This is a genomic window from Priestia sp. BR_2 (assembly GCF_041954005.1).
In the GTDB taxonomy this organism is placed as follows: domain Bacteria; phylum Bacillota; class Bacilli; order Paenibacillales; family Paenibacillaceae; genus Paenibacillus_AQ; species Paenibacillus_AQ lautus_A.
The window spans coordinates 92,140-116,580 of the sequence record NZ_JAVFHM010000182.1 but is presented as its reverse complement, the minus strand read 5'-3'; the positions used below and the strand labels follow the sequence as shown (position 1 = coordinate 116,580).

32 protein-coding genes are annotated in these 24,441 nt (G+C 46.0%); 21 read left to right on the top strand and 11 right to left on the bottom strand.

Going from position 1 to position 24,441, the window contains the following annotated elements; translation table 11 throughout:
• Window positions 1-525 (top strand): P-loop nucleotide/nucleoside kinase family protein, encoded by a 525-nt coding sequence (locus tag RB298_RS09300; RefSeq protein ID WP_096775997.1) that lies wholly within the window; start codon window positions 1-3, stop codon window positions 523-525.
• A gap of 79 nt (window positions 526-604) precedes the next feature.
• On the opposite strand, the gene RB298_RS09295 is transcribed toward RB298_RS09300, so the two are convergent.
• The 4 genes from RB298_RS09295 to RB298_RS09280 are packed head-to-tail and all read right to left on the bottom strand — an operon-like array spanning window position 605 to window position 4,099.
• The gene (locus RB298_RS09295) at window positions 605-1,306 is read right to left on the bottom strand and encodes an ABC transporter permease (protein ID WP_096775996.1); all 702 of its coding nucleotides are present in this window, start codon (window positions 1,304-1,306) and stop codon (window positions 605-607) included.
• 12 nt (window positions 1,307-1,318) lie between these two features.
• Window positions 1,319-2,221, bottom strand: coding sequence for a glycine betaine ABC transporter substrate-binding protein (locus RB298_RS09290; RefSeq protein ID WP_486046927.1), 903 nt, complete (start codon window positions 2,219-2,221; stop codon window positions 1,319-1,321).
• A gap of 47 nt (window positions 2,222-2,268) precedes the next feature.
• Window positions 2,269-2,934, bottom strand: coding sequence for an ABC transporter permease (locus RB298_RS09285; RefSeq protein WP_009589947.1), 666 nt, complete (start codon window positions 2,932-2,934; stop codon window positions 2,269-2,271).
• Between the two features lies 1 nt (window position 2,935).
• On the bottom strand, window positions 2,936-4,099 hold the full coding sequence (locus RB298_RS09280) for an ABC transporter ATP-binding protein (protein ID WP_096775993.1): 1,164 nt from the start codon (window positions 4,097-4,099) through the stop codon (window positions 2,936-2,938).
• Between the two features lie 775 nt (window positions 4,100-4,874).
• On the opposite strand from RB298_RS09280, the gene RB298_RS09275 reads away from it, so the two are divergent.
• From RB298_RS09275 to RB298_RS09255, 5 genes are all read left to right on the top strand, one after another.
• The gene (locus RB298_RS09275) at window positions 4,875-5,495 is read left to right on the top strand and encodes an alpha/beta hydrolase (protein ID WP_486046919.1); all 621 of its coding nucleotides are present in this window, start codon (window positions 4,875-4,877) and stop codon (window positions 5,493-5,495) included.
• A 12-nt stretch (window positions 5,496-5,507) separates the two neighbouring features.
• On the top strand, window positions 5,508-5,978 hold the full coding sequence (locus RB298_RS09270) for a GNAT family N-acetyltransferase (protein WP_096775991.1): 471 nt from the start codon (window positions 5,508-5,510) through the stop codon (window positions 5,976-5,978).
• Between the two features lie 27 nt (window positions 5,979-6,005).
• The gene (locus tag RB298_RS09265) at window positions 6,006-6,554 is read left to right on the top strand and encodes a GNAT family N-acetyltransferase (protein ID WP_486046918.1); all 549 of its coding nucleotides are present in this window, start codon (window positions 6,006-6,008) and stop codon (window positions 6,552-6,554) included.
• Between the two features lie 90 nt (window positions 6,555-6,644).
• Entirely contained in the window at window positions 6,645-6,998 is a 354-nt protein-coding gene (locus tag RB298_RS09260; protein ID WP_277746549.1) for an acylphosphatase, read from the top strand.
• 221 nt (window positions 6,999-7,219) lie between these two features.
• Window positions 7,220-8,404 (top strand): alanyl-tRNA editing protein, encoded by a 1,185-nt coding sequence (locus RB298_RS09255; protein WP_486046917.1) that lies wholly within the window; start codon window positions 7,220-7,222, stop codon window positions 8,402-8,404.
• A gap of 264 nt (window positions 8,405-8,668) precedes the next feature.
• Here RB298_RS09255 and RB298_RS09250 read toward each other — a convergent pair whose 3' ends face one another.
• The 3 genes from RB298_RS09250 to RB298_RS09240 all read right to left on the bottom strand — a co-directional run bounded on the left by RB298_RS09250 (window position 8,669) and on the right by RB298_RS09240 (window position 10,747).
• Window positions 8,669-9,427, bottom strand: a complete 759-nt coding sequence (locus RB298_RS09250; protein WP_375120445.1) for a prolipoprotein diacylglyceryl transferase — start codon at window positions 9,425-9,427, stop codon at window positions 8,669-8,671.
• A gap of 91 nt (window positions 9,428-9,518) precedes the next feature.
• Window positions 9,519-10,319 (bottom strand): M56 family metallopeptidase, encoded by an 801-nt coding sequence (locus RB298_RS09245; RefSeq protein WP_486046916.1) that lies wholly within the window; start codon window positions 10,317-10,319, stop codon window positions 9,519-9,521.
• Window positions 10,316-10,747: a BlaI/MecI/CopY family transcriptional regulator gene (locus tag RB298_RS09240; protein WP_036664254.1), complete on the bottom strand. Its 432-nt coding sequence runs from the start codon at window positions 10,745-10,747 to the stop codon at window positions 10,316-10,318. Before RB298_RS09240 ends, RB298_RS09245 begins: the two co-directional genes overlap by 4 nt.
• Window positions 10,748-10,993: 246 nt before the next feature.
• Here RB298_RS09240 and RB298_RS09235 point away from each other — a divergent pair, with 246 nt between their 5' ends.
• Both RB298_RS09235 and RB298_RS09230 read left to right on the top strand, forming a co-directional pair.
• Complete coding sequence (locus tag RB298_RS09235) at window positions 10,994-11,500, top strand: GNAT family N-acetyltransferase (protein WP_486046915.1); 507 nt, start codon at window positions 10,994-10,996, stop codon at window positions 11,498-11,500.
• Between the two features lie 24 nt (window positions 11,501-11,524).
• Complete coding sequence (locus RB298_RS09230; protein WP_486046914.1) at window positions 11,525-11,767, top strand: DUF6985 domain-containing protein; 243 nt, start codon at window positions 11,525-11,527, stop codon at window positions 11,765-11,767.
• 160 nt (window positions 11,768-11,927) lie between these two features.
• Here the strand turns inward: RB298_RS09230 and RB298_RS09225 are convergent, their stop codons facing one another.
• A complete protein-coding gene (locus RB298_RS09225) occupies window positions 11,928-12,206 on the bottom strand; it encodes an excalibur calcium-binding domain-containing protein (protein ID WP_486046926.1) in 279 nt (92 codons plus the stop codon).
• 123 nt (window positions 12,207-12,329) lie between these two features.
• Between RB298_RS09225 and RB298_RS09220 the strand changes: the two genes are divergently transcribed.
• From RB298_RS09220 to RB298_RS09195, 6 genes are all read left to right on the top strand, one after another.
• The gene (locus tag RB298_RS09220) at window positions 12,330-12,887 is read left to right on the top strand and encodes an HAD-IIIA family hydrolase (RefSeq protein WP_375120440.1); all 558 of its coding nucleotides are present in this window, start codon (window positions 12,330-12,332) and stop codon (window positions 12,885-12,887) included.
• The gene (locus RB298_RS09215; RefSeq protein ID WP_096775983.1) at window positions 12,884-13,291 is read left to right on the top strand and encodes an NUDIX hydrolase; all 408 of its coding nucleotides are present in this window, start codon (window positions 12,884-12,886) and stop codon (window positions 13,289-13,291) included. The genes RB298_RS09220 and RB298_RS09215 overlap by 4 nt, the downstream gene beginning before the upstream one ends.
• A 53-nt stretch (window positions 13,292-13,344) precedes the next feature.
• Window positions 13,345-13,884, top strand: coding sequence for a DinB family protein (locus RB298_RS09210; RefSeq protein WP_486046913.1), 540 nt, complete (start codon window positions 13,345-13,347; stop codon window positions 13,882-13,884).
• On the top strand, window positions 13,877-14,632 hold the full coding sequence (locus tag RB298_RS09205; RefSeq protein ID WP_486046912.1) for a GNAT family N-acetyltransferase: 756 nt from the start codon (window positions 13,877-13,879) through the stop codon (window positions 14,630-14,632). Before RB298_RS09210 ends, RB298_RS09205 begins: the two co-directional genes overlap by 8 nt.
• A gap of 46 nt (window positions 14,633-14,678) precedes the next feature.
• Complete coding sequence (locus tag RB298_RS09200; protein ID WP_213579336.1) at window positions 14,679-15,137, top strand: GyrI-like domain-containing protein; 459 nt, start codon at window positions 14,679-14,681, stop codon at window positions 15,135-15,137.
• 251 nt (window positions 15,138-15,388) lie between these two features.
• A complete protein-coding gene (locus RB298_RS09195; protein WP_096775980.1) occupies window positions 15,389-16,036 on the top strand; it encodes a FusB/FusC family EF-G-binding protein in 648 nt (215 codons plus the stop codon).
• Window positions 16,037-16,071: 35 nt separating this feature from the next.
• Here RB298_RS09195 and RB298_RS09190 read toward each other — a convergent pair whose 3' ends face one another.
• Entirely contained in the window at window positions 16,072-16,686 is a 615-nt protein-coding gene (locus tag RB298_RS09190; protein ID WP_486046911.1) for a TetR/AcrR family transcriptional regulator, read from the bottom strand.
• A gap of 196 nt (window positions 16,687-16,882) precedes the next feature.
• Here RB298_RS09190 and RB298_RS09185 point away from each other — a divergent pair, with 196 nt between their 5' ends.
• From RB298_RS09185 to RB298_RS09170, 4 genes are all read left to right on the top strand, one after another.
• Window positions 16,883-17,620 carry an SDR family NAD(P)-dependent oxidoreductase gene (locus RB298_RS09185; protein ID WP_096775978.1) on the top strand — a complete coding sequence of 246 codons (738 nt, stop codon included), beginning with the start codon at window positions 16,883-16,885 and terminating at the stop codon, window positions 17,618-17,620.
• A gap of 54 nt (window positions 17,621-17,674) precedes the next feature.
• On the top strand, window positions 17,675-18,448 hold the full coding sequence (locus tag RB298_RS09180) for an SDR family NAD(P)-dependent oxidoreductase (protein ID WP_486046910.1): 774 nt from the start codon (window positions 17,675-17,677) through the stop codon (window positions 18,446-18,448).
• 261 nt (window positions 18,449-18,709) lie between these two features.
• Window positions 18,710-19,174, top strand: coding sequence for a GyrI-like domain-containing protein (locus RB298_RS09175; protein WP_251497586.1), 465 nt, complete (start codon window positions 18,710-18,712; stop codon window positions 19,172-19,174).
• 42 nt (window positions 19,175-19,216) lie between these two features.
• Entirely contained in the window at window positions 19,217-19,969 is a 753-nt protein-coding gene (locus tag RB298_RS09170) for a hypothetical protein (protein WP_452520344.1), read from the top strand.
• Between the two features lie 267 nt (window positions 19,970-20,236).
• Here RB298_RS09170 and RB298_RS09165 read toward each other — a convergent pair whose 3' ends face one another.
• Together RB298_RS09165 and RB298_RS09160 are read right to left on the bottom strand one after the other, a co-directional pair.
• A complete protein-coding gene (locus RB298_RS09165; RefSeq protein ID WP_192571100.1) occupies window positions 20,237-20,935 on the bottom strand; it encodes an ABC transporter permease in 699 nt (232 codons plus the stop codon).
• The gene (locus RB298_RS09160) at window positions 20,928-21,650 is read right to left on the bottom strand and encodes an ABC transporter ATP-binding protein (protein ID WP_486046925.1); all 723 of its coding nucleotides are present in this window, start codon (window positions 21,648-21,650) and stop codon (window positions 20,928-20,930) included. Before RB298_RS09160 ends, RB298_RS09165 begins: the two co-directional genes overlap by 8 nt.
• A gap of 192 nt (window positions 21,651-21,842) precedes the next feature.
• On the opposite strand from RB298_RS09160, the gene RB298_RS09155 reads away from it, so the two are divergent.
• From RB298_RS09155 to RB298_RS09145, 3 genes are read left to right on the top strand one after another with little or no spacing between them, the layout of a single operon-like run.
• Window positions 21,843-22,562, top strand: coding sequence for a response regulator transcription factor (locus RB298_RS09155; protein ID WP_486046909.1), 720 nt, complete (start codon window positions 21,843-21,845; stop codon window positions 22,560-22,562).
• Window positions 22,553-23,662, top strand: coding sequence for a sensor histidine kinase (locus RB298_RS09150; RefSeq protein WP_486046908.1), 1,110 nt, complete (start codon window positions 22,553-22,555; stop codon window positions 23,660-23,662). Before RB298_RS09155 ends, RB298_RS09150 begins: the two co-directional genes overlap by 10 nt.
• Window positions 23,659-24,213, top strand: coding sequence for a GNAT family N-acetyltransferase (locus RB298_RS09145; RefSeq protein ID WP_213579328.1), 555 nt, complete (start codon window positions 23,659-23,661; stop codon window positions 24,211-24,213). Before RB298_RS09150 ends, RB298_RS09145 begins: the two co-directional genes overlap by 4 nt.
• Window positions 24,214-24,441: the final 228 nt, after the last annotated feature.

Here is a 24,441-nt window from a genome sequence, read left to right as displayed (position 1 = left end):
GTGTATTTTCTCCAAATGTCGGGTTTTCCGGGATCGGGAAAATCAACGCTTGCTAGACGAATTGCCAATATAACTGGGGCTGTCATTGTTGACCATGATATATCTAAAACGGCAATATTAAAGTCAACAGAAGGACTTGATATTGAAATGAAACATCTTGGCAAAATTTCATACACGGTTGATTGGGATTTGGTCGAGTTTTATTTATCGCAAGGTCATGATGTTATATTTGATGCTCCTTGTTTATATTCGGAGATGCTTGATCAAGGATTGCGATTAGCAAAGAAATATCACGCCAAGTACAAATATATAGAATGTTACCTTAACGATTACAAGGAAATTAGTAACAGACTTCAAAATCGAAAACGAATGATAAGCCAAATATCGGAGACGACTGAAGAATCATTTATATCTGGTTTAAATGAAAGTAAACGACCATTAGATATAAAGTGTCTGACTATTGATTCTTCGCAACCCATTGAAAGTTACTTAAACAATGTTTTGGATTATCTAAAGGAAAAATAATACTAACAACTAAGAAAAGAGCACTCCGCAAGATCGAAGATCTCTTGGAATGCCCCTTAGAATGTACCCTCTATAAACCTCAGTTTATATTTTGCATTTTCGCAGGCGATGGAGCCGCACCGGCTGACTTCCGTTTGGCCAGATCCAGCTTACGCTGCAGCATGCCGAGCACGATATCCGCAACGATTGCCAGCACCGCGGCAGGAATGGCGCCTGCAAAAATCCGCAGGGAGTTGTTGCTGTTTAGTCCAGCGTAAATTTCTCGTCCCAGACCGCCTCCTCCCACGAGGGGAGCGATCGTCACCACGCCGATGGCAATAACGGCCGCGATACGCAGGCCCGACATGATGTACGTCAGCGCCAGCGGAAAACGTACTTTCACAAGCATTTGGAAGGGGCTCATCCCGATACCTTTTCCCGATTCCAGGTAGCTGGGATCCACCTGTTTTAACCCCACGTACGTATTCCGCGCGATTGGATTCAGGGAATACAGGAAGAGTCCCACCATGACCGTTGTCGTTCCGAGTCCCATCCATAACATGAGAACCACGAGCATGGCCAAGCTTGGTACCACCTGTAGAATGTTGGTGATAAACAAAATGACCTTGGCCGCCCATTTACTCTTAGAGCAGAGGATGCCAAGCGGCACCCCGACGATGAATGCCAGCCCCAGCCCGATAACCACCATCGTAATATGCTGGATGAAATACTCCCAGAGCAATTCTTGATTTCGTGATATATATGACAAAAAGTCGGCAAATGTTAAATGTTCACTTTCCATGCTTACCCTCCTTTAGCTTTTCAAGAAGCCCTGCTCTTTCAAGTACGCGATCGCGACCTCACGCTCGCTTTTCTTCTCAATGTCCACCTGATAATTAAGCGATATCATCGTATCTGCATCCAGATGACCGATTAGAGGCGCTATCGTATCCTCAATTTCAGGATGCTTCTTCAAAAGGTCCGAACGCAATACCGGACTTGCATCATAGGGAGGGAAGAATTGCTGGTCATCCTGAAGCGTCTGCAATTGGTAGGCTTTCAGCCGGGAATCCGTGGAATAGGCCAACACGATATCCACCTGCTCATTGGCTACCGCGCTGTAGACCAGGCTGATTTCCATGGGGAAGACCTGACCGAATTTGATGTCATATGCTTTGGAGAATGCCGGATATCCATCCGTGCTTCTCTCCAGCCACGTCGTATCTACCCCAAGCTTCATGGAGGCCATGTCTTTTTTGACGTCGGAAATCTTGGCGTACCCGTTGGCTTCGGCAAGATCCTTTCTTACCGTGAACGCGTAGGTGTTCTCAAAACCCAGCGGATTCATCCAGGTGAACCCGAAGTGTTCCTGAAATCCATCCTGTGCCTCCTTCAAGACTTTCGCTCGGTCTTTGGTGCCACTAATCGGGAAATGGTTGTTGAATATTTCACCGGTATATAGTGTCGCCATCTGAACGTCGTTTCGTTTCATCGCATTGATGACCAATGAACTTGATGCCAGATCCGGGATAACATCCACCTTCAGATCGGTTTGGTCTTCAATCAGCGCTTTATACATTTCAGCAATAATCTTGGTTTCGGTATAGGTTTGCGTCCCGATGGTGATGTCGCTTTGAATTCCGCATGCGGAGGTAAAAGCGGCGAGAGCCATCAGGCAGACTAACATCGGTATCCTTTTCAGCTTGTTCAGTTTCATCACGCCTTCCTTGTTCCGTCCGGTTCGCTGTTTACGGTTGACGTTAATCATATCGCAGCGTCCCGGGTTTGATTCTGATGGTAGTGCTTGCTCAGCCAGCCCTCCAGCAGACCAAGCAGTCCGTCAGCTACAAGCGCCAACAGAATTGCACCGATGCCACCGATGAATATCATCTCGGGTTTATTGACCCCAAGTCCGGATACGATGAGCTGGCCTAAACCGCCAGCACCGATCAGGGAAGCCAGTGTTGCCCAACTGATGATATACACGGTCGTAATGCGGACACCGGACATGATATAAGGAAGCGATAGGGGAAGCTGAATTTTCAAAATCGTTTGTGCGGTGCTGTATCCCATTCCCCTGGCCGAATTGAGCACGCCTTTATCCACGGAGTGAAAACCGTCATAGGTATTCCGCAGAATAGGCATCAGGGAATACAGAAACAATGCGAGTATGGCCGGCTTCATGCCGATCCCGAGCAGCGGAATCAGAATTGCCAGGAGTGCCAGGCTGGGAACCGTCTGAAACAGATTCGCAACGAAAAAGACGATGCTGTTCAACCAGCCGACCCGGTTGTAGACCAGCAGGATTCCGATCGGTACGGCAATCACAGTCCCGAGCAGCACGGCAGAGAACGAGAGGACCAGATGCTCCTGCAATGCCTTCAGAATATCCGGATAACGATCCGTGATGAAGCTCCAAAATGCATTCATATCACTCACCCTCTCCGTTCAGCACCGGAGGAACCATCGTTGGATAGACTTCGGCCAGATGTTTAACCACACTGCCTCTTGTGATTAATCCGAGGAACCGGTTATTGCTGTCTACGACAGGGAGGTTGCTTAGCTGGTGGCTGTCCATAATCTCGATGGCCTGCGGAAGCGTGCTTCCCGAAGCCACGGAAAAACGGACCGGATGCATCACATCCGCGACGGTTTTGCCTTCTTCGCCGTATTGGTCGAGAACCCGGTAGATCGAAACCGCGCCTTGAAGCTGACGGTTACGATCCACGATCAGCAGCGAATCGACCCGCTTCATTTCCATCATCTTGATGGCTTCAGCCAATCCCCGGCTCGGGAATGCCGTGACCGGATTCGTAATCATCACTTCATCCACAAGCGGAATTTCATATGCGCTTTCATTCTCATTTTGCAGACGTTTCGAACCGATAAAGTCACGCACAAAATCATTTGCGGGATGCCGTAATATGCTGTCCGGTCTACCCGTTTGGACCACTTCGCCATCTTTCATCAGAACGATGGTATCCGCGATTTTAATAGCTTCGTCCATATCATGCGTTACGAAGATAATGGTCTTATTGAGCTCCTGCTGAAGCCGGATCAGCTCATCCTGAAGCTGCTCGCGGCTGATGGGATCCAGTGCGGAGAACGGCTCGTCCATCAGGATGATATCGGGTTCAGCCGCAAGCGCCCGCACGACGCCTACGCGCTGCTGTTGTCCGCCGCTTAGCTCGGATGGATAGCGTGTACCATAAATGGTGTGATCCAGTCCGACCATGTCCAACAATTCATTTACTTTTTGATCTGTTTTGTCTTTATCCCACTTCTTCAGACGCGGAACCACGCCCGCGTTCCTGGAGATATTCATATGCGGAAATAAACCAACGCTTTGAATGACATAGCCGATATTGCGCCGCAGTTCAACCGGATTCAATCTGGAGATATCCTGACCGTCAATCAGAACTTTGCCCGAGGATGGCGTATTGAGCGCGTTGATCAGCTTCATGGTTGTTGATTTGCCGCAGCCGCTCGGACCGATGAGGACGGTAATTTCCCCTTTTTTAAATTCGAGATTAATGTCCTTCAGCGCGTGAAAGCCATTATCATAAACCTTGTTCACATGCTCCAGTACTATCATTCAATCGCCCCTTTGCAAGCAGTATCCATATTATGCGGAGCATTTGGCATATCATCCATCGGGGACCCAAAAAAGAGTTGAGGAAAAGTATATTGCTGAGTAGGGAAGGCGGCAGCCTCGTTATGTAGATATAGAAATGAAGCTAAGCAAGTTAGCTCTAAAAGAAATCAAAATGGAATAGGATTAAGCGCATCATCAAGGGGTGGAGAAAAACCAAGAGGAAACCCTGAGGGTATTAACAATTTAAGCCGGCAATCTTTGTTATGGCATAGACTTACATGCCCCAAATTCCACCTTTATATGCATATTAGCTTTCTAAGCGGTGTGCAATCCCTTATTACATCCATCCGAAGGAAGTATTCCAAGCCTTTTAGCCCCTATTCGTATATAAGGATCATTTGTGTCTTCATCCATGAATCCTGATATACCTGTGAGAATCAAGCAGCTACGCCACTGCTTCTCTCAGCCCAAATGGATATATGCAAAATGCGTTTGCAGGCAACGAGTCCTTGTTGAGTAGGACCGTATAACTGCAACGGTGCAATAATATGTTTTATACATTTACCCACTTTGTCAAGGGATGAAACATGTACATCGAACGATTTTGAAGATTTGGTCCCTAGGGGCCAGAAGCGTCCTCGGAGGTAGGAGATATCCTGCCAATGGCTGGGAGTATTTACGAAGAGCGCGAATACACGTAATATGGAGGTACTGATGAAGTGCGGAGATAAGATGTTAGCTGAAAAATTACCTGAAGCCGGAGAGGATGGAGACCATGAAATTAGAGATTTTAACGATGCCCTCGTTTTGGAAAACGGAAATGAGACAAAAATATTATCAACTTCAAGAGGACAATAGTAAATTGGTTGTTCTGTTTCCTGGAAAAAACTATCCCTGTGATAAGCCCATTCTACATTTTGCTGGAACTTCCGCGATTCAAAGTGGTTATGACTTAATGGTACTTGAATATGGATATCAAGCCGCGAGAACGGATTTGGATATTCATGATCTGCAAAGAGTAATAGAAGAGTGCCACGAATCGGTTCAACGAATCATAAGCAAGTATAAAGAGGTTGTTTTTATTAGTAAGAGCATAGGCACAATCGTCGCTGGAGAAGTTCATGAAAAACTTGAAATGCCAATAAAACATCTATTTTTGACGCCGATTAAAGACACCATTCACTATATCAACAGGTTTAAGGGACTTGTGGTTTATGGTTCGAAGGATGAAGTGTTTAATCATGAACTTGCCAACCAAATTATACTAGACAAGGCCACAGAGGTCATCGAAATTCCTAATGCCAACCATTCTTTAGAGACTAATCATGCTCCGGAAAGCGTTGAGGTTCTAAGCAAACTGGTAGGGATATATACGAATTTTCTAAATGAATGGTAGAGGGGGATCCTGATGAAGATCTCGCAGTCTTTTAATTCTGAAGAAATCGCAATGCTGAATAAGGAAGTTCATGAAATTCATGTCTCGCTCTATCCGGAGTATTTTAAGGAATATGATTTTGAAGAAGTGAATGAATTTTTTAAGAAGATAGTATCAACACCTAATTATTATTTTTATATCGTTACAGATGAAGGTCAATCTCTTGGTTATGCTTGGCTAGAAATTCGGGAATATCCGGAGAACGTATTTATGAAATCATATCGATCCGTGTACATTCATCAATTAGGAATAATAAAAGTGCATCGAAATAAAGGGATTGGACGACTCTTAATGAACTTTATTAATAACTTTGCCAAAGAGAATGGAATAAACAAAATACAATTAGATTATTGGTCGGACAATGAAAGTGCTAGTCATTTCTATATAAAAAATGGTTTTAAGAGCTATCGAAATTATCTGTATAAGGAAGTAGATTCCCTGTAAAGACCCAAACCATGTAAGGAGAACAACATGCCTCAATTCCCCCTATTAGAAACGGAAAGATTGGTATTAAGACAAATTAAACCAGAGGATTCTAGAGACATCTTTCATTATTTCTCTATGGACACCGTTACGAAATTTTATGATGTGGAGAGTTTTACGCATATTGAACAAGCAGAAGAACTGATTCGTAGATGGAATCACAGGTTTGAAAACAATCAGGCCATTCGTTGGGGAATCACTATACGGTCGGAAAGCAGAGTCATTGGAACATGCGGATATCATGGTTGGATGAAACATCACTATAAAGCTGAGATTGGATATGAGCTGGCACCAGAATATTGGCGGCAAGGTTACATGACGGAGGCGATTCAGAAGATCATGGAGTTCGGATTTAACCATCTTGAATTAAACCGGATTGAAGCATTCGTAGAGCCAGAGAATACGGCATCAAGAAAGTTGCTGGAGAAGATGGGATTAAATGAAGAAGGGACATTGAAGCAGCATTTTTATTGGAGGAATCAATTTGTTGATACGGTCATCTATGCATTACTTAAAAGAGATTTTCAAGCGCGTTAAGTAGTGGTTTGATGCATCAGTGAATTATGTTGTTTACACACGATGTTGAAATGAAGGGAATCCCAATTTATATAAGGAGGCTGCGGGGAAATGAGCGTACTTAAGAAATTAAGAAATGACTATGTCATTTGGCATGCCAACCGGGTTAAGTTACCTGAACGCACACCGGGCAACATCGTCAGAAAAAAAGTTGTTTTTTCCGGTAAGGTGCAGAAGGTAGGATTTCGCTTGGAAATATATTGCATCGCTCGAAGAATGAATTTAACGGGATGGGTGAGAAATTTACAGGATGGAAGTGTGGAGGCGGAATTTCAAGGGGAAGCGTCACAAATTGATTTTCTGGTCCGTTGCATGCGTTCATTGAAACGGGCGTCCGTAAAGAAGGTGACGGTAGCTGATCTGCCTATTAAAGAGGAAGAAGAAAGCTTTATGATCGCAGAATAAAATACATGCAGCAAGCCCCGGATTCATCATGGGGAATGATTTGTACATTGCGGAAGAGGATGGAATCTATGAAATCCCGAACCTCTTATTCAAGGACCGTGCTGTTGGCATTGCCGGCAGGCGGTCTTTTTTTATTGAATGGAATTTGGCGCTGCGGGACCGTTTTATAGTAAGCTGATATCAGTATGAATTTATAACTTGGGAACTGTGAGGACATGAAGATGACAAAGAAGCTGTATTACGAATCCGCTTATACCCGGGAGTGGGAGACACGAATCACGCAGAAGCTGGAACGGGAGGACGGGACCTACCTGGTACTGGAAGAGACGGCCTTTTATCCGCATGGCGGAGGACAACCCTGTGATCTCGGGTGGATCGATAAAATCCCGGTTCTTGATGTCGTTCAGGAGGACGGAGAGATACTGCATAAAATCGAACGTTTACCGGAGAGGGAAGAGGTAACCTGCCGGCTGGATTGGGACAGAAGGTTCGACCATATGCAGCATCATAGCGGTCAGCACCTGCTGTCGGCCATGTGTCTGCAGGTATGCGAGGCGGAGACGCTCAGCTTCCACCTGGGTCAGGATTATGCCACCATCGATATCGCCCGATCGGATCTGCCTCAGCATCAGCTGATGATGCTGGAGCTGGAAGTCAACGACCAGATTTACCTTAATCGACAGGTAACGAATTATGTTGTGAGCCGGGAGCAGGCTGCCGCCCTGCCGCTGGTGAAGCAGCCGAAGGTAACCGACGATATTCGGATCGTTGAAATCGAAGGTATCGAATATAACGCATGCGGCGGCACCCATGTCTCGGCAACGGGTGAGATCGGCATGATCAAGCTGCTGAGAGCAGAGAAGCAGAAGGGACATATGCGTCTTTATTTTAAGTGCGGGTATCGGGCGTTGAAAGAATTTAATGCCGGAATGGAGATCCTCGGAAGCCTGTCAGCCAGGTTCAATACGGCAAAGGAAGAGATTCTGGACCGGATTGCCAAATGGGATCAGGAGCAGAAGCAGCTCCAAGCTGAACTAAACGCAGTGAAGGCCGAGAATGACGCTTACCTGGCCGGGAAGCTGTTGGCTGAGCGCCAAGGCAGACTGGTCAAACATGTTTTTGCGGACAAGCCGATGAAGGATATGCAGAACTTGGCAGCCAAGCTTACCGAACAAGCCGAGGTTATCGTGCTTTTTGCGTCCAACTCGGACCATAAGGTGGTTCTCGCCCAAGGAGGGGAGAGCGGACCTGCTTGCGGTGCTTTTTTCAAACAGCATCTGGCGGATTATCGAGGAAAAGGCGGGGGCAGCGATAAGATTGCCCAAGCTGGCTTTAGCACACTGGAGGATGCCATGGCATTTTACCGGTTTACGGCGCAATCATTAGGTCAGCCAGAAGAGGAATAAGCGATCCGATTAGCAGAAGCCGTTCCTCAGCAGTATGCTTGATGCTAATGTCGAGGATGAACGAAGAATACACACATGAGGTGAACAGGGGATTCAGTTTCGGCTAGTGAACAGAAGGTACCCTCGGGGCTCGGCTTTCATTGATAAAGGCCGGGCCCAGTCCTGTTTCGAGTTCTCTTTGCCTCAGTCAGACAGCACAATGCAATTAAGGACTTCTGTCTCTTTTGTCGGGTACTAGTGGATACCAATATAATGATCACTATCCTATGTCGTCATCTTTTTTTGAGTCCGGGTTAAGAATACGATGCACGTGAGCAAAACAACGACTAATGCGATCCACTGCGAAGTAGCGAGAGCACCGAACTGGCCTCGGATGATATCGCCTCTGAAAAATTCGATAATAAATCTCCCTAAACTATAAAGTATGAGATAAAGACCTGCTATTAGGCCGTTAGGTCTTTTTCTTCTAGCCATATAAATCAGCAAGAAAAAAATAGAAAAGCTGAATACGCTCTCTAATATTTGCGTAGGAATGAGTTTGACATCATTCGGGGCAAGCTCGGAATCGTGAAACGTAATTCCAAACCACCCCTCCGTTTCTTCACCATAACAGCAACCGGCGAGAAGGCAGCCGATTCTTCCAAAGCCCTGCGCTAATGCAAGGGAGGGCACAAAAAGGTCAAGGTATTTTAGAAAGTTTATCTTTTTCTTCTTACAATAGGCATAACCGACCCCAATCCCCCCGATAATTCCACCGTACACCACGAATCCTTCCGAAAAATTCAGAACCATCGAGGGATCCTGGATGATATGGTTCATTTGAGTGATCCAAAACAAAAGCTTAGCGCCGACCAACCCGCCTAATAAGCTCCAAAAAGTCAGAGAGGAAACATGGGATAGTTCTACTTGTCTAGAAGCTGCTCTATAAGCAACAACCTTGTAAGCTATCAGGATTCCGATTGCAATCATCAATCCATAGCCGTAAATGGTCAGAGGTCCGATATGAATGAGTTCATTGTGCATATGTTTCATCTCCTATTTGATAAAATTCTTCCGTCTAAACGCGATTGTGATTGAACTACATATTGTAGTGTAATTATTCAAAAAAAAGGGATTATGAATCCCCGCCCAACATGAGGAGCAGCAAAATGGAACAGGATCTCAGAAAAGGCTTTAGCAGGGCTAACGGAACATTGACTCCTCGATCAGGCTCAAGAACCTGCATGACCCGGTACTCCAATGTCGTATTCGCAAAATGCACGGCTGTCTCATACCGCTGAAGCTTTCCGAGTTTCGCTAATTGTAATAAGACGCTGCCTAAATACTGCTCCGTACCCATCTGCCGGATGGCGTAGCGGTCAGCAAACAGCTCTTGCCACGTCTGATAGTAGCGAAGAATCGGTTTAACGATCGGCAAATATCCAAAGGCGTCTGCCAGCAAGGCCGAAAAAAACATTTTTAATCCATCGTAATTGCAGCAGTGATATCGTTCATGCAGTAAAATCGCCTTTATTTCCTTGTCAGTAAACATCGCTAAAACGGTAGTGGATACGACAATTCTCGGTCGCAGAAGACCCATCGTCAGAGCCACAAAGGCATCGTCCTGTACCACGATGATTTCCGTGCCCCAGTCGCGGTATTTGTAATTGAGCCGCTTGGTTAATTTGTCGTGCCTGTTGGCACGGAAGTGCCTTAACCATTTGTGCGATAAAACCAACTGCCGGGTACTTCGCCAAATGATCTGACCAAGGGTATACGCAATGACAATGTCGATTAAGGCGTAATTCAGTACGGGGCCTTGAACCACTCCGTTTCGAATCTGGTATGTAATGAGCATTCCCATATGTACCATGACAACAGCTACGAATGCGATCATCAGCGCGTAGGCACATCTTAGCCGTATGGTAGGATTCATTGCTTTTTCCCGCGTTTGATATCGTTTAATTTACGCTCCAGCTTTGCGATCACCTCGGGATCGACATCATCCAGCGCATCGATCATGTGGTTCACGACCAAGCTCCCATATTCTTGAATGAGTCCCTGCGACACTTCTTTCGTCTGTTCGGTGAGAAATTGCTCCCTCGACTGCAGCGGACTGAACTTGGCTGCCCGTGTCCGGCCGGTTCCCGTCATTGCCTTTGTCAGCAGGCCTTTATCCAGAAGACGATTCATGACGGTCATCACCGTATTGATCGAGATCGGGCTCTCCTGATTCAGGATCGACTGCACTTCCTTGATACTCAGTGCCTCCGAAGACCAGAGAATATCCATAATTCTTGACTCCAGTGGTCCAAAAAATCGATTCAGGCCCTCGCCTTCGATATTCATTTTCTTAATCTTCATTCCTATCTCACCCCATACTACACATCGTAGTATGGTTATGGATAAAAGTCAACTTTCCTTCGTTCACCGCATACCTGAGCGATCATATCTTTCCCTCTGTTCGTTCTGTAGTGAATCCTTCATTTGTCGGGCGCTGCATTGGTGACTGAAAACGTCCGTGACAAAAGGTTTTTTGCCGTGCAGTCGAGAATAGAAGAACTAGGAGAAGTTCAATGAGGTTTAATTTAAAGCAAAGGGCGATTACGAATGGTAGAATTTCCGATGATTGAAACCAATAGACTGTTCATGCGAGAATTAACACTTGATGATGCTGAATCCATATACATGCACTTTTCTTACCCCGAAGTCACAAAATTTATGGATATCGAAGCATGTAAAGACATACATGAAGCAGTGGACATTATTACGTTTCATATCCATGATTCGGGCTGCAGGTACGGGCTGTTCGGAAAAGACAAGAACGAACTCATTGGAACATGTGGGTTTCATTGTTGGATAAAGGACGAAGAAGAAACAAGAGCTGAGATCGGTTTTGATCTATCCCCGGATTACTGGGGGAAAGGATTCATGCAAGAGGCTCTGCATGAACTGATTCCGATAGGGTTTAATTTGATGAAACTTGATTGTATCGAAGCGACAACGGAAATTGAAAACGTTCAATCACAAAGGTTATTAGAGAAGATGGGATTCACTAAAGAGCCTGATTTAAAGAATCGTTTGATGTATTTTACATTATATAAAAATCAAAAATAGACGGATGATTCAGGAGGAGATAGAGTGACCGAAAGATTTCAGTTGAAAAACGTTGGAGTTGAGGATCCTTCAGATGAAAGCGGCATGTATCGAAATCCTTATGATCGAAACGATCATACTTTCGGAGCCATCCTGGGTGGAGGAGCAGAGTGGGACTCTGAAAATGGCATGGAAATTGTGATACGGGGCAGTGAGGTTCTAGAGGTGCGTGAGTATTTAGGTTATGGCGCAGACGCCATTTGGAGCGAAACCGACGAAAGTGAATAAGAAAGAGCGGTGCATCGGCAGCCAGCGATTTTTAAATCGTTTAGGATTCTGACATCCTATAACAAGGTGTCTGCGCTGATGGAAAGCAAGCAGACGAAACAAAGAGCCGACCTTAGTTTGAGAAAGACCTAAGGCTGGCTTTCGATAAAGGTTTATGAAGTTACCTGGAATCCCCAATAAACGACTTATTTTCACAAGCGATTAAATCTTTATCTCGATCAAGTTTCTTATTCGCATTATACAGTTCTTTGGAAACATGAGGCTTGTGTTTGGTTTTACCACCTTTGTTTTTTGCAGAGGATGATTGGGCAACTCCGCCTTTATAATCCTTTCTTAGCTCTGTACAGTTTTTATAGGACTTCGCTTTTGCAGCTGCATTAACAGAAGTAACATTCAGAGCCAACAATAATACAGAACAAACAACAATAGTTTTCTTCATCATTTAAGTTTCCCACCTTAGAAATGATGAATATATGTTAACTGGAATTTATTACTTGTTCAAGTGTTAATTTTAGAACCGTCACAAGTGCTGGTTATCTCATGGATTAAGGGGGCTAAGCCATTGTCCAAACTGGTCAGGCAAGCGGTTTTTATAGATAGGGACGGAACTCTTGGAGGAACTGACCGGGTTGTTTTGCCCGGTGAATTTGAGCTTTATCCGAAGGTAAAGGATTCGATTCAATCTCTCAGAGCCGCTGGGATGCTTATTTGTTCGTTTACGAATCAACCTGGAATTGCTCGTGGCGAAGCAACGATGGGAGAATTCGAGTCGGAATTGTCAGCCTTTGGTTTTGATAAGATTTATCTTTGTGGGCATGAGCATGGAGCGGATTGTGAATGTAGAAAGCCATCCGCAGGGATGCTGTTGAAAGCCGCAGAAGACAATCATCTGGACTTAGCCAAGTGTTATGTCATAGGGGACAGGTGGACGGATATGGTGGCTGCCAAAGAAGCCGGCTGCAAGAAAGCGTTAGTGATGACGGGGGCCGGAGCCAAGGAACTGGAAAAATATAATAACCACGAGTTCTTCGGCAAATGGAAAGATGCGTATCCCGATTTTATCGCGACAGACTTGAATGAAGCCGTGACCTGGATATTAGAAGGGGGAGTAAATAAATGAATCCAGCCAAGCATTTTGTGTCTGCCGCTGCCATCGTAATCAATGAAAAGGACGAGATTTTGCTCATTAAAGGACCGCAGCGAGGATGGGAAATGCCTGGGGGCGTCGTGGAGATCGGAGAATCTCCCGCACAAGCTGCGATTAGGGAAACAAAGGAAGAATCGGGGATCGATATAGAAATCATGCAGTTTTGCGGTATCTTCCATAATGTGAAAGACAGTATATGCAATACATTGTTTCTGGCCAAGCCCGTTGGAGGAGTTCCGATCATAACCGAAGAGAGTTTGGAGACTGGTTTTTTTCCAATCGAAGAAGCACTGCAGATGGTTAACTTTATGAACTTTCGGGCGCGAATTGAAATGTGTTTAAACCCGGCGGCACATCCGATCTATGTCGAGTTCTAGAATCGTGAGGGTTTCGGAATGCTGCTTATTTTTACAAGAAAGGTTGTGTTAGGATGCTATATGATTTGCAAGGTGAAGGGAATATGTCAACGATCGTGGGCATGTTATATGGCGCTGTCAGAGAGAACAGTGAGAGGCTAAATTCCGTATCCGAGGGCATGTCGCAAGAGGAAGTTGATTATATGGGACCTGGTGGCCATTATAATAGCGCCGGTCAATTAATAAAACATATCACGTACGTTGATCTGAATTGGGTTTGTCGGATCAAAGGAGAGGCGCTGCCTCCGTCGTTAAAGGACGAATACGGCCCGATGATCGATGAACATAACAAGCTGCCAATGGTCAGAGGGATCTCTCTGGACACGCTCCTATCTAAATATGAAGTTGTATTCAATTTACTGAAAGATGCATGCTCGCAGTTAACGGATGCCGATCTGGATCGCATCGTCACATTCGGACACGAGAATGAAAAGCAAGCCACCCTTCGCTGGGGCTTGTGGCATATGGCCGACCATAACCGTTATCATCAGGCCCATATTAATCAGCTTAGAAAGTGGTATTCCGAGCAAAGGAGGGGAATGGAAAGTGAGTAAAACCATGATGACGCATAAAGAAATGATACATATCGTGCAGACCCAGCTGGCGATTGATCTGAATTGTACGGTGGATGACTTAAACGGGGAAAAAGACCGCGTGATTTATGTAGACGCCAGAGAGAATCCAGGGCGGAGACCGTATCCGAGAAACGAACGTTATTTCGAAATGTTGTCGATGGGCAAATCGATTGTGGTGTCGGCTACGCCGGAACGGCTGGCGATTGCCAAAACGTTTATGCAAGGGAAAAACAGGGATACGATTTTTTCGCTGCCGTTTATTAGGGGGCTTTATTTGCATTTTCTCCCGGATCTAGAGAGAATCCAGCCGATGCCGCCACCGGCCGGGTTTTCGTATGAAGTGGTGGAGGAGAATGAGATTTCAAGGCTTATGGGGCTTGAGGGATTGGAGGATGCCATTGTAACCGACCCGGGGCGTCCTTATCAGACGGTATTGGCCGTAATCGCCAAGCACAATGGCAAGATTGTTGGCATGGCAGGGGCTTGTAACGTGTGTGCCGCGATGTGGCAAATCGGAATCGAGGTACTCCCTGGCTTTCGCCAAATGGGATTGGCGTCTTATCTTGTAAACCGTTTAACGTTTGAGGTATTACATCGCGGACGCGTGCCGACTTATGATGTGATCTCTAGCAATATCGCCTCCCAAAGAGTGGCTTACCGAGTGGGATACTACCCGGCGTTCGTGACGGATTGGCGAGTTGATTTTAGGGATTTCGAGTCTAACTAAACCAATATTCAAAAAATAAATTTACCGAAGGGGGCGTATGCCAAAAATGAAGATTGTCGAACTCAATGGAATGAATTTAGTAGGAATAAGAGTAGTATGCCCTGGCGACCAGTATGTCCATGAGATTCCAAAGGCTTCTGTCGTACTTAAGGAAAGGCTGAATGAGATATCTGGGGTTGTACAACCAGCAAGATTGATTGGGGCATTCTTCGTTGAGGATGTAACGGAAGAGGAGGATGGTTACTGGGTATGTGTTGAAGTGAATGACATAAGGGAAGTTCCAGAAGGTATGGTATCTGTAGTAGTTCCGAAACAAAAATATGCAGTCCAACGACATAAGGGACCTAATTATGAAATTAGAAATACATATGACGAGCTCCACAACTGGATAAAAGAAAATAAACATGAAAGATTGCTAAGATCCTGGCATCTGGAGATTTCAGATGAATGGGGACATGGGGATGTCAATCATATCGAAGTAGACTTGTATGACACCATTAAATAGATGCAGCAGCTAATTGCGCCTTCCATAACTTGCTGATATAATTTTGCGTATGAAATGGGATTGGGGGTTACACCGATGGCAATGCTGAATTGCTCATTAGCTAGGAAGTCCTCATGCAAAGCCTGATCTGGGGCGATACTTTGCGTGGGGTGCGATAGGATGAATTCGATCGCCCAAACTTAACTTTATCGTTTCTAATAACAGGCTTTGCACCTTATTGAACTTTGAATAAGAATAAGGGGCTGAAAGCTATGAGTACGACATTTATTAGAAACCACCAGTTTAACGTGATTAAAAAACAATCGGAATTCCTTCTGAAGACGCTGCGAACCGTTGCGGATCGACGCGTTCTGGAAACCGTCAGGTTCAGTTCTGTTGCCAACATCATGGATGCCTTTCCATCGCTGACCGAGGATCAGAAGCGGATGCTGGGCCAAGTCTCCACATTCGAGAAGGCCGAGGATTTCGAGCGATATCTGAACGACTTGGAACCTTACCTGGAGTCGTTTCCGACGATTACGCCAAAACAGATTCAGAAGTTATTTCCTAAAAATAAGAAATTGAAATTACCGGATCTGACCTCGATCGATTTTCGATACGTAACCTATTTGGGCTGGGTCGATATTGCCAGCAACAGGTTATTTATCGTATATCCGTTCGAAGGACGCTTCATCGGGATCGAGGGGAGAATCACCCCGACCAACAAGAAAGGGTACTGCCTCTTCTGCAATCGGCATCAAGAGCTCGCCTTGTTCTCGGTCAAGACCAAGCCGTCCGGTGCTTCGGCGGATAATCTGTCTGCCATAAGCCATTATGTTTGTCTGGAGAGCCAAGGCTGCAATCACAGCATTACCGACACGGCAGCTCTGGAGAAGTTCATTCTCTCCGCCAGCAAATAACAAAATAGAAATAGGCTGCCCTAGAGGCAGCCTATTTAGGTTTCGTCCGCTTTGTTCACATACTCCACCGAGTAAATATGCGTCCTCGTTAGATCAATGACCTCTTTTATGAAATCCTCCTGCGATTCCCTGAAATCGTTTCGAATCCAGTTCAGAATCAACCCATGAAAGCCGTAGGCGGTGTACCGCTTGAAGTAGTCCATGTTCACCGGGATCTGGTTAATCGTTTCGAATATAAATCGTTCCTGATAGATTTTTACGATCGTTTGAGGAAATTCCGTATGCAATCCCGGCAAGGTATCCTCGTATTTGATCAGCTCAAAAAAATCGCGGTGCTCGTAGATGTAGGCCACGATATTAAAGGACGGGGCACTGAGGTTCGCCGTATACACTTTGTGTCCCGGTATGTAGGGCTTGCCCACCGATTCTTCCAAGCCCTGGAGTTTGGAAGCCAGCACATCGTCGGCTAATTCGATTTTGTCCTGGTAATGGACGTAGAAGGTGCTGCGGTTATAAGCAGCCTTATCCACGATGTCTTTCACCGTTACAGCATGATAACCCTTCTCTTTTACAAGTTGAATTAAGGCGGATTTCAAATGTTCTTTCGTCCGATTTCTTCGTGCCGATGTCACGATTTGTTCATGATTCACGAAAAGAGCGCCCCCCCAAAAAGACAGTTTGGTTCCAAGTGTTGACTAAATCGACACTTCATCACAGGTTAATGATTGTTAAATGTGAACAGAATAGTACAATTGAATTGTAAGCAAAATAGTACTAAATTTAATATCTTAATTTAATTGTAATCAATATAGTACTATTTTAATCCATTATACGGGGGTATCCAAGATGGGGAAATTACAAAACAAGGTTGCTGTAATTACCGGTGGTGCATCCGGCATCGGTGCGGCGACCGCGCGTCTTTTCGTTGAAGAAGGAGCCAAAGTGGTGCTTGTCGATCTCAATGAGGACAAAGGCAAGGCGTTTGAAGCCGAATTGAAGGCGCTTCATCACGAGGCGTTGTTCGTTAAAGCGAATATTACCAGCGAGGAAGAAGTAGCCCATATCTTTAAGCAAGCGACGGAAGCTTTTGGCAAAGTGGATGTTGTATTTAACAACGCTGGCATCGGGCGCGTTCATTCTTCGCATGATCTAGAGTACTCCGAGTGGCGAAACACCGTAAACGTGGACTTGGACGGCGTATTCCTGGTCGCCCGGGAAGCTATCCGTGAAATGTTAAAAGCAGGCGGAGGCACGATCGTTAATACCGCATCCATGTACGGTTGGGTCGGCTCGCCCGGTTCCGCGGCATATAACGCCGCTAAAGGAGGAGTCATTAACTTGACGCGTTCCCTGGCACTGGAGTATGCCGAGCACAATATTCGGATCAATGCGCTATGCCCGGGCTTTATCGACACACCGATCATTCCGGAGGAGAGCAAGCAAGCGCTGGCAGCGGCCACTCCGATGAAGCGTTTGGGACAAGCCGATGAAATGGCAAAGGCTGTTCTGTTCATGGCTTCGGATGACTCCTCGTTCATGACGGGGAATACCTTGACGGTTGACGGTGGATATACAGCCCAATAATGGGTGAACTTAGACATACAGAGAATCATGACATCTTACTAGGAGGCATACACCATGAGCAAATTTGATGGAAAAGTGATTGTGATTACTGGCGCAGCAGGCGGGATCGGAACGGCAGCCGCCAAAAAACTGGCGGAACAGGGGGCCAAGCTTGCGCTGGTCGATTTGAACCTGGAAGCCGTCCAACAAGTGATTTCCGATTTGGGCCTGGACGATTCCAGAGCAATTGCGCTGCAGGCCAATGTCGCCAAAGAAGAGGAAGTCAAAGCGTATGTGGATGCAACGGTCGAGAAGTTTGGTATAATCGACGGCTTTTTCAATAATGCGGGGATCGAAGGGATCACTGCCAATGTAGAGGACTATCCGACCGAAACCTTTGAAATGGTCTTCAATGTCAACGTCAAGGGTGCTTTCCTTGGACTGAAATACGTGGTTCCTGTCATGAAAAAGCAAGGTTACGGCAGCATCGTGAATACCTCCTCCGGCGCAGGCCTTATCGGTTCGCCCGGATTTGTCGGATACAATAGCTCCAAGCATGCCGTGATCGGCATGACGAAAGTGGTTGCATTAGAAGCTGCTCCGTTCGGCGTGAGAGTGAATGCCGTAGCGCCTGGAGTGATCAATACCCGCATGATGCGCCAAATCGAGAAAAATACGGTGCCTGAGGATGCCGAAGGTGCAAGAAAAGCATTCGGCGCCGCCGTTCCGCTCGGACGATACGGGGAAGCGGAAGAGGTAGCCAACGTAGCTGTCTTCTTGCTGTCCGACGATGCGTCGTATGTAACGCAATCCATTTATACCGTGGATGGCGGCCAAATCAATCAATAAGTTTACAAATTGCTTAGTTAAAGGGTCTTGTCCGGTGTTTATACCGGTCAAGGCCTTTTTTATATTCGTTAGGAGTGGTGGTGCAGCGGCCTGTTCTCCCCGGTTATTAGCGGGCCATTTTTCATGTTGGGGTCATGCGGATTTTGGAATATAATGGTGTGTAGTAAGGGAGAGCAGGTGCTGATTTGGGTTTGTGCCGCTTCATGCGAAAGATCCGGAAACTGTAATGCACAGTTAATAAAAATTGAAAGGGGATATGAAATGACGGAGATCAGCCAAGTCCATATGGAAGATCTGTGGTCGGTTCGAAGAGAACGCTTAGGCAATCGATGGTTAATCGGCGTTCAGAATGAGCTCCCGCAATCCTATGAGGACGAACAGCGCTTGTTTGCAACCCTTAGATCCAGAAGAGACGAAATACAGCATCAAACTGCGGATCCGAATACGTACATGGTGATCCATGATGACGGCTCGAAGATGACGGTAGCCTTGATGGTAAGTCGTATCGGGGAGATCCCGGAGGGCATGGTATCCTTGAATCTTCCGGAAGAGGAATACGAGGTTTTCCGGTTCGAGGAGAAACATATTTGTTCATTCTGGCAGTATTTCTGCGAAACCGATCATCGGAGCAAATATGGCGTCAATGCTGCCAAGGCAAGATTTGAAACCTTTAACGACACCTTGCAGCCGAATGGCGTGACGGAAATTTATTACCCGAAGGAATAGAATGTATCATAGATGACAGAAGCCGTAAAGGGAGGAAGGAATATGCGAGCGACTGAAGATATCATGCAGGTATGGAGGAAGTTCAACGATTTTCCGATGGAAACCTTAACGAAAGCCTGGCACAGCTTAATAGACCCGGAATGCAAACAACGAACAACGGATGTCATGAAAGAGCATCGCGCATTGTATGGAACGTCGGGCAATTGTTTTGATTTGGCGATTTGGTTAATCGATGAATTCAGACAGAACAAACGCCCCTGTTATGGAGTGCTGACGGAGCATTTGCATGTCGCCGTGGTCGCCGTCAACGAAGAGGGCAATAAATATTTCTGTGATCTTGGAGATCAATGGATTGAGCCCATTTTGTTGGAACCGGGTCATGAAGCGTATACGGAAGAATTTGTCGACGGTTTCTTTCCAGGTTCACGCATTAAACTGAACACCCGAGCGAATCGTCTCTTGATAACCTACGGAAGGCCAAACGGAAAGGAAAGCAGCCAAGCATTCGACTTGACGCCTGTATCCGATGAGGCATTGATCATCGCCGGGCAAAAAACGCAGCGCCTGTTCAGCGATCCGCTTGTAGAAAAGAGGATTTTTACGGATCAGGAGGTTCTCCATTGGGAATTCGATCATTACGAAAGCTACCTAAGTTCCAAGGAAGGTAGGATAGCGGAGCCTCTGCTGAAGGATATCGGGGAATGGGCGGAACGAATACATACGATGAGCGGGATCCATGAAGAAGTCGTCATACGGGCATTGGAAGTTTACTCGAAGAAGTCTTCGCATCCTTAACGCTAGGCTTTTAACACCTTAGTCTGGGGAGAACGTTACATCCAAAAGGAAAAAACAGCTATTGCCGTGCGGCTCTAAGGGATTTCCCCTGGCTAGGGCTTGCCGGCAATAGTCCGTTTCGTTTTCCTTATGGATATCAAGATAAGGCTCGCTTCAAAGGAAGCTTCATGATTAAATGTTTGTTTCCCTATGCCTTGACAGCCCATAGCCAACCCGCTGACGGCTACCAAGACAATGCTGTACCTCCGTTCAAATGCTACATGTCTCTTAAGCTACATCGGTTCGATCCACTTTGTTAAAAGCAAGATAGCCAAGGATCAGGCCAAGCAGGCAGAGAACAATCGGGATGGCGATGAATTGGAACAAACTGGACGAGCTTCCCCCGTCGGACACCGATGCGTTAATCAAGAATCCAATAATGACAGCCGAAGTAATCGTGGAAGGCGCCGATTTTTTTCTCATGCCGAACGATAACGGAATGAGGCTGATGCCGGCCATCATAAAGGCGTTTAGCACCGTGGCCGGAACAGCGGCCATCATGGCAGCGACAGGAATAGACGCGTCAAATAAACCGATCATCGGATTCAAGAAGTACGTAAACAGATGGATCAGGAACGTTGTTATGATGATGCTGAAAAAACAGAACCCAAACACAATCGATAACTTGGCTTGAATAATTTTTTTTCGCTGCAGCGGGTAGGTGAACAACACCTGGATCATGCTGCTCTTGTATTCGTCAATCACTAAACGGGACAGAATAACGCTTGAGAATATGATATAGGTGATTCGAATCAAAACACCTGATAACGATATGAAATCTGCATAACTCATGGGCTCGTGTTCCCCTTTGGAACCCAGCGCCATCAGCGTAACGGCGGCGAAAATAGCCGCAATGCAAATAGCTAATCCCTTGAAATATCCGGACAGATTATTCTTTTGCCATTCCAGCTGTATCAATTTAAGCATAGCGTTTGCCTCCATGAACGAGATTGATGAAATACGCCTCTAACGACCCGGCATGCTGTCCCCGGATGTCCGCCATCTTTACTTCCGTTAATAATTGCCCCTGATGAATAATGCCGATCGTATCGGCAACCGATTCGATTTCCGACACGATATGGCTCGATATGAGAATGGTTGTTCCGTAGTTCGCTTTGAAATGGAGCAGGAGCTCCCGAATATCCTTAATTCCGATTGGATCCAGTCCGTTGATCGGTTCATCCAGAATGAGGATGTCCGGTTTCGTCACAATGGCCCGTGCAATCCCTAACCGCTGCTTCATTCCTAGAGAGAATTCATGGATTTTCTTCTTCCCGACTCCGTGAAGGCCTACGATCTCCAGCGCTTCCTTAATCGCAGACTTATTGTGATATCCGACGTATCTGCAATGTAGATCCAAGTTGGCTTCGGCCGTAAGCCGGTCGTAAAACACGGGATATTCAATAATGCTGCCTATTCTCTTTAGGTATTGAACCGATGTGGGGAGAACCGGTTGATCGAATACTCGGATTTCACCGGAAGACGGTTTGACCAGGTTTAAGATCATTTTCATGATGGTGGTTTTCCCGGCACCGTTCGGACCCAAAAACCCGTAAATTTCCCCTCTGTTAACGTTCATACTGACGTTCGTAATGGTTTCTGTACCCTTGTATACCTTGCTTACTTGATGGATTTGAATCATGGTTTCCACTCTGATTTCCTCCCGCTCTCTGATTGATGTGCTACATTTAGCTTAAGGAACGAAAGTAAAAATAAAGTAAACGGAGCGGAAAAAACTCGTAACATTTGACATAGTGTAAGCTCGTAAACGATGAAATAAGGTAAGATAGAATTACATGTTCTGGATTAGTTTGAAACGAGGGAAGAATAGCAAATGGAATCTGCAACCATATTGGCCGTCGATGACGAGATTGGTATTTTGAAGTTATTGGAGATTACGCTCCGAAAAGAAAACTTTACGCATATTGACACGGTCTCATCCGGAAAAGGCGCACTGCAGCGCGTCAAAGAAAAATCATATGACATGATCCTGCTTGATATTATGCTCCCGGATCTAAGCGGCTTTGAACTCTGCACGGAGATCCGGAAACATACGAATGCGCCGATCATTTTCATCAGCGCGCGCTCTACCGACTTCGATAAGTTAACGGGGTTAGGCATCGGCGGGGACGATTATATAACAAAGCCCTTTAATCCATTGGAGGTCATTGCCCGAATCAAGGCGATTCTTCGTAGGCAAAAAATTATGGAGAGCGAACTTCAACAAAACACGGCATACGATTACGGGTACCTCTCATTTCATCCGGAATCGGCAACGTTAATCGTGAAGGGCCAACCAGTAGATTGCACGGCCAAGGAGCTGGAGCTGCTGCATTTCTTCTGCAAGCATCCCAATCATATCTTCACGACGGCTCAGCTTTATGAGCTGGTATGGGGGAGTGACGTGTTCGGGGAAGAAAAAACGGTCACGATCCATATCTCCAAGCTGCGCAAAAAGTTAGGCGATGATACCCGCAAACCCGCAATCATCGTGAATTTAAGGGGAATCGGTTATAAATTCATCCCTCCGAACGAGGCACTGGCATGCGAATAAAAACTCGGTTCACGGTACATTTGGCGTCAGGGCTCATTCTGTGGATTCTTGGGACGGGGATTCTCCTTGTTATTCTGCTTGAAGGTGTTCTTCCCATGCTAGGTATCCATTTCAGCGAGGATAACGAAGGGCTTATCGTAGGAGCGATCTTCGGAGTCAGCACGCTGCTATGTATAGCCCTGTTCGGATGGTATTTTGGCGGCCCGATCGGATTCATAATGACTTGGATTCAACAGCTTTCGAAAGATGATTACAAGCAACCGACCGATTTGTCCAAAATCGTTACCCGAAAAGGGAAACTGCGCATGCGGTACCGCCTCTATCAGGAGGTGCTCCAGCATCTTCAGTCCTTGGGCAGCGTCCTCCAAGCGAACGAGGCGGAAAGAACCCAAATCGAACAGGCCAAACAGGAATGGATCGCGGGGATATCCCATGATTTGAAAACACCTCTAACCTATATTAAGGGTTATTCGGCTCTCTTATTGAATGAACAATACGAATGGTCGAAGGAAGAGGCGATCTCTTTCATCCGGGAAATGGACGATAAAGGGAAGCATATGGAGGAATTGATTCAGGATTTAAGCCTCGTTACGCAACTCAACCGCGCGGATGGCGCGCTGCCGTTACAGAAGGCGAATCAGGATATCGTCGAGTTCACCAAAAGGGTGGTAGCCGATATCAGCAATAATCCGCAGGCAAGCAACTACCTTTTGCATTTTCAAACGGATTCGTCTGCCATGCACGTGGATTTTGATGCCAAATACATGCAGCGCATCCTGCAAAATATCATGATGAACTCGATCATTCATAATCCGGAGTTTACGGAGATTTTCGTCCGGATCACGGACGCAGGAGAGTTTGCCGCTATCCGCATTACGGACAATGGCATAGGCATGCCGGCCGATACGGTAGCGCATCTGTTCCAGCAATATTATCGCGGGACCACGACGGATGCTGCCTCTGAGGGCACCGGACTGGGAATGGCGATCGTTTACAAGCTGATTCAAGCTCATGACGGCACCATCACAGTGGAGAGCAAGCCTTCGCAAGGGACAACGTTTACGATTCGATTGCCGAAAGAAGGAGGGAGATATGGATGAAGAAACTACCGACGATCCAATTAGAAAGGTTGATTTTACGGCCGTTCAGTTTAGAAGATGCAAGAGTTGTACAGGAACTGGCAGGCGATAAGTATATTGCAGAAACAACGTTATATATTCCGCACCCGTACGAGGATGGGATGGCAGAACAATGGATAGAGTCCCATTTTGCTAACTTCAATGAAGGTCGATCCCTTGAGCTAGCTATTGTACATAAAGAAGAAAATTACGTAATTGGCGCAATCAGTATAGGCTGCAATCGAAATTTTGATCACGGTGAGCTTGGATATTGGATAGGGAGAAAATACAAGAATCACGGCTATTGTACGGAAGCGGCAAAAGGAATCGTACAATATGCGTTTGAAGAGATGCGATTAAACCGCATTTTTGCACGTCATCTGGGGAACAATCCTGCATCAGGCAAAGTCATGTTAAAGCTGGGAATGAAGCATGAAGGACTGTTAAGACAACATGTAAAAAAATGGGGTGAATATGAAGACCTTGCGCATTATGGTCTGTTGAGGGAAGAGTATGTATCAGAGAATAGCTAAGGACTCTGGTTGATATCAAAAACTGGATCGCGGGTACATCCGAAAAAACAAACGATTAAACGGTGGTTTCTGTCTTTTACCATTCTATGACTCTGGTAATATACTATATCATTCCCAGCTAAGGAGTGATATAGATGGCAAATCGTGATGTGCGTCTTGAAGGCTCATCCCTTAATAGGGGATGGGTCGCTTTTTGTTTTTTCAGATAACAACGGCCTTGACAACGGA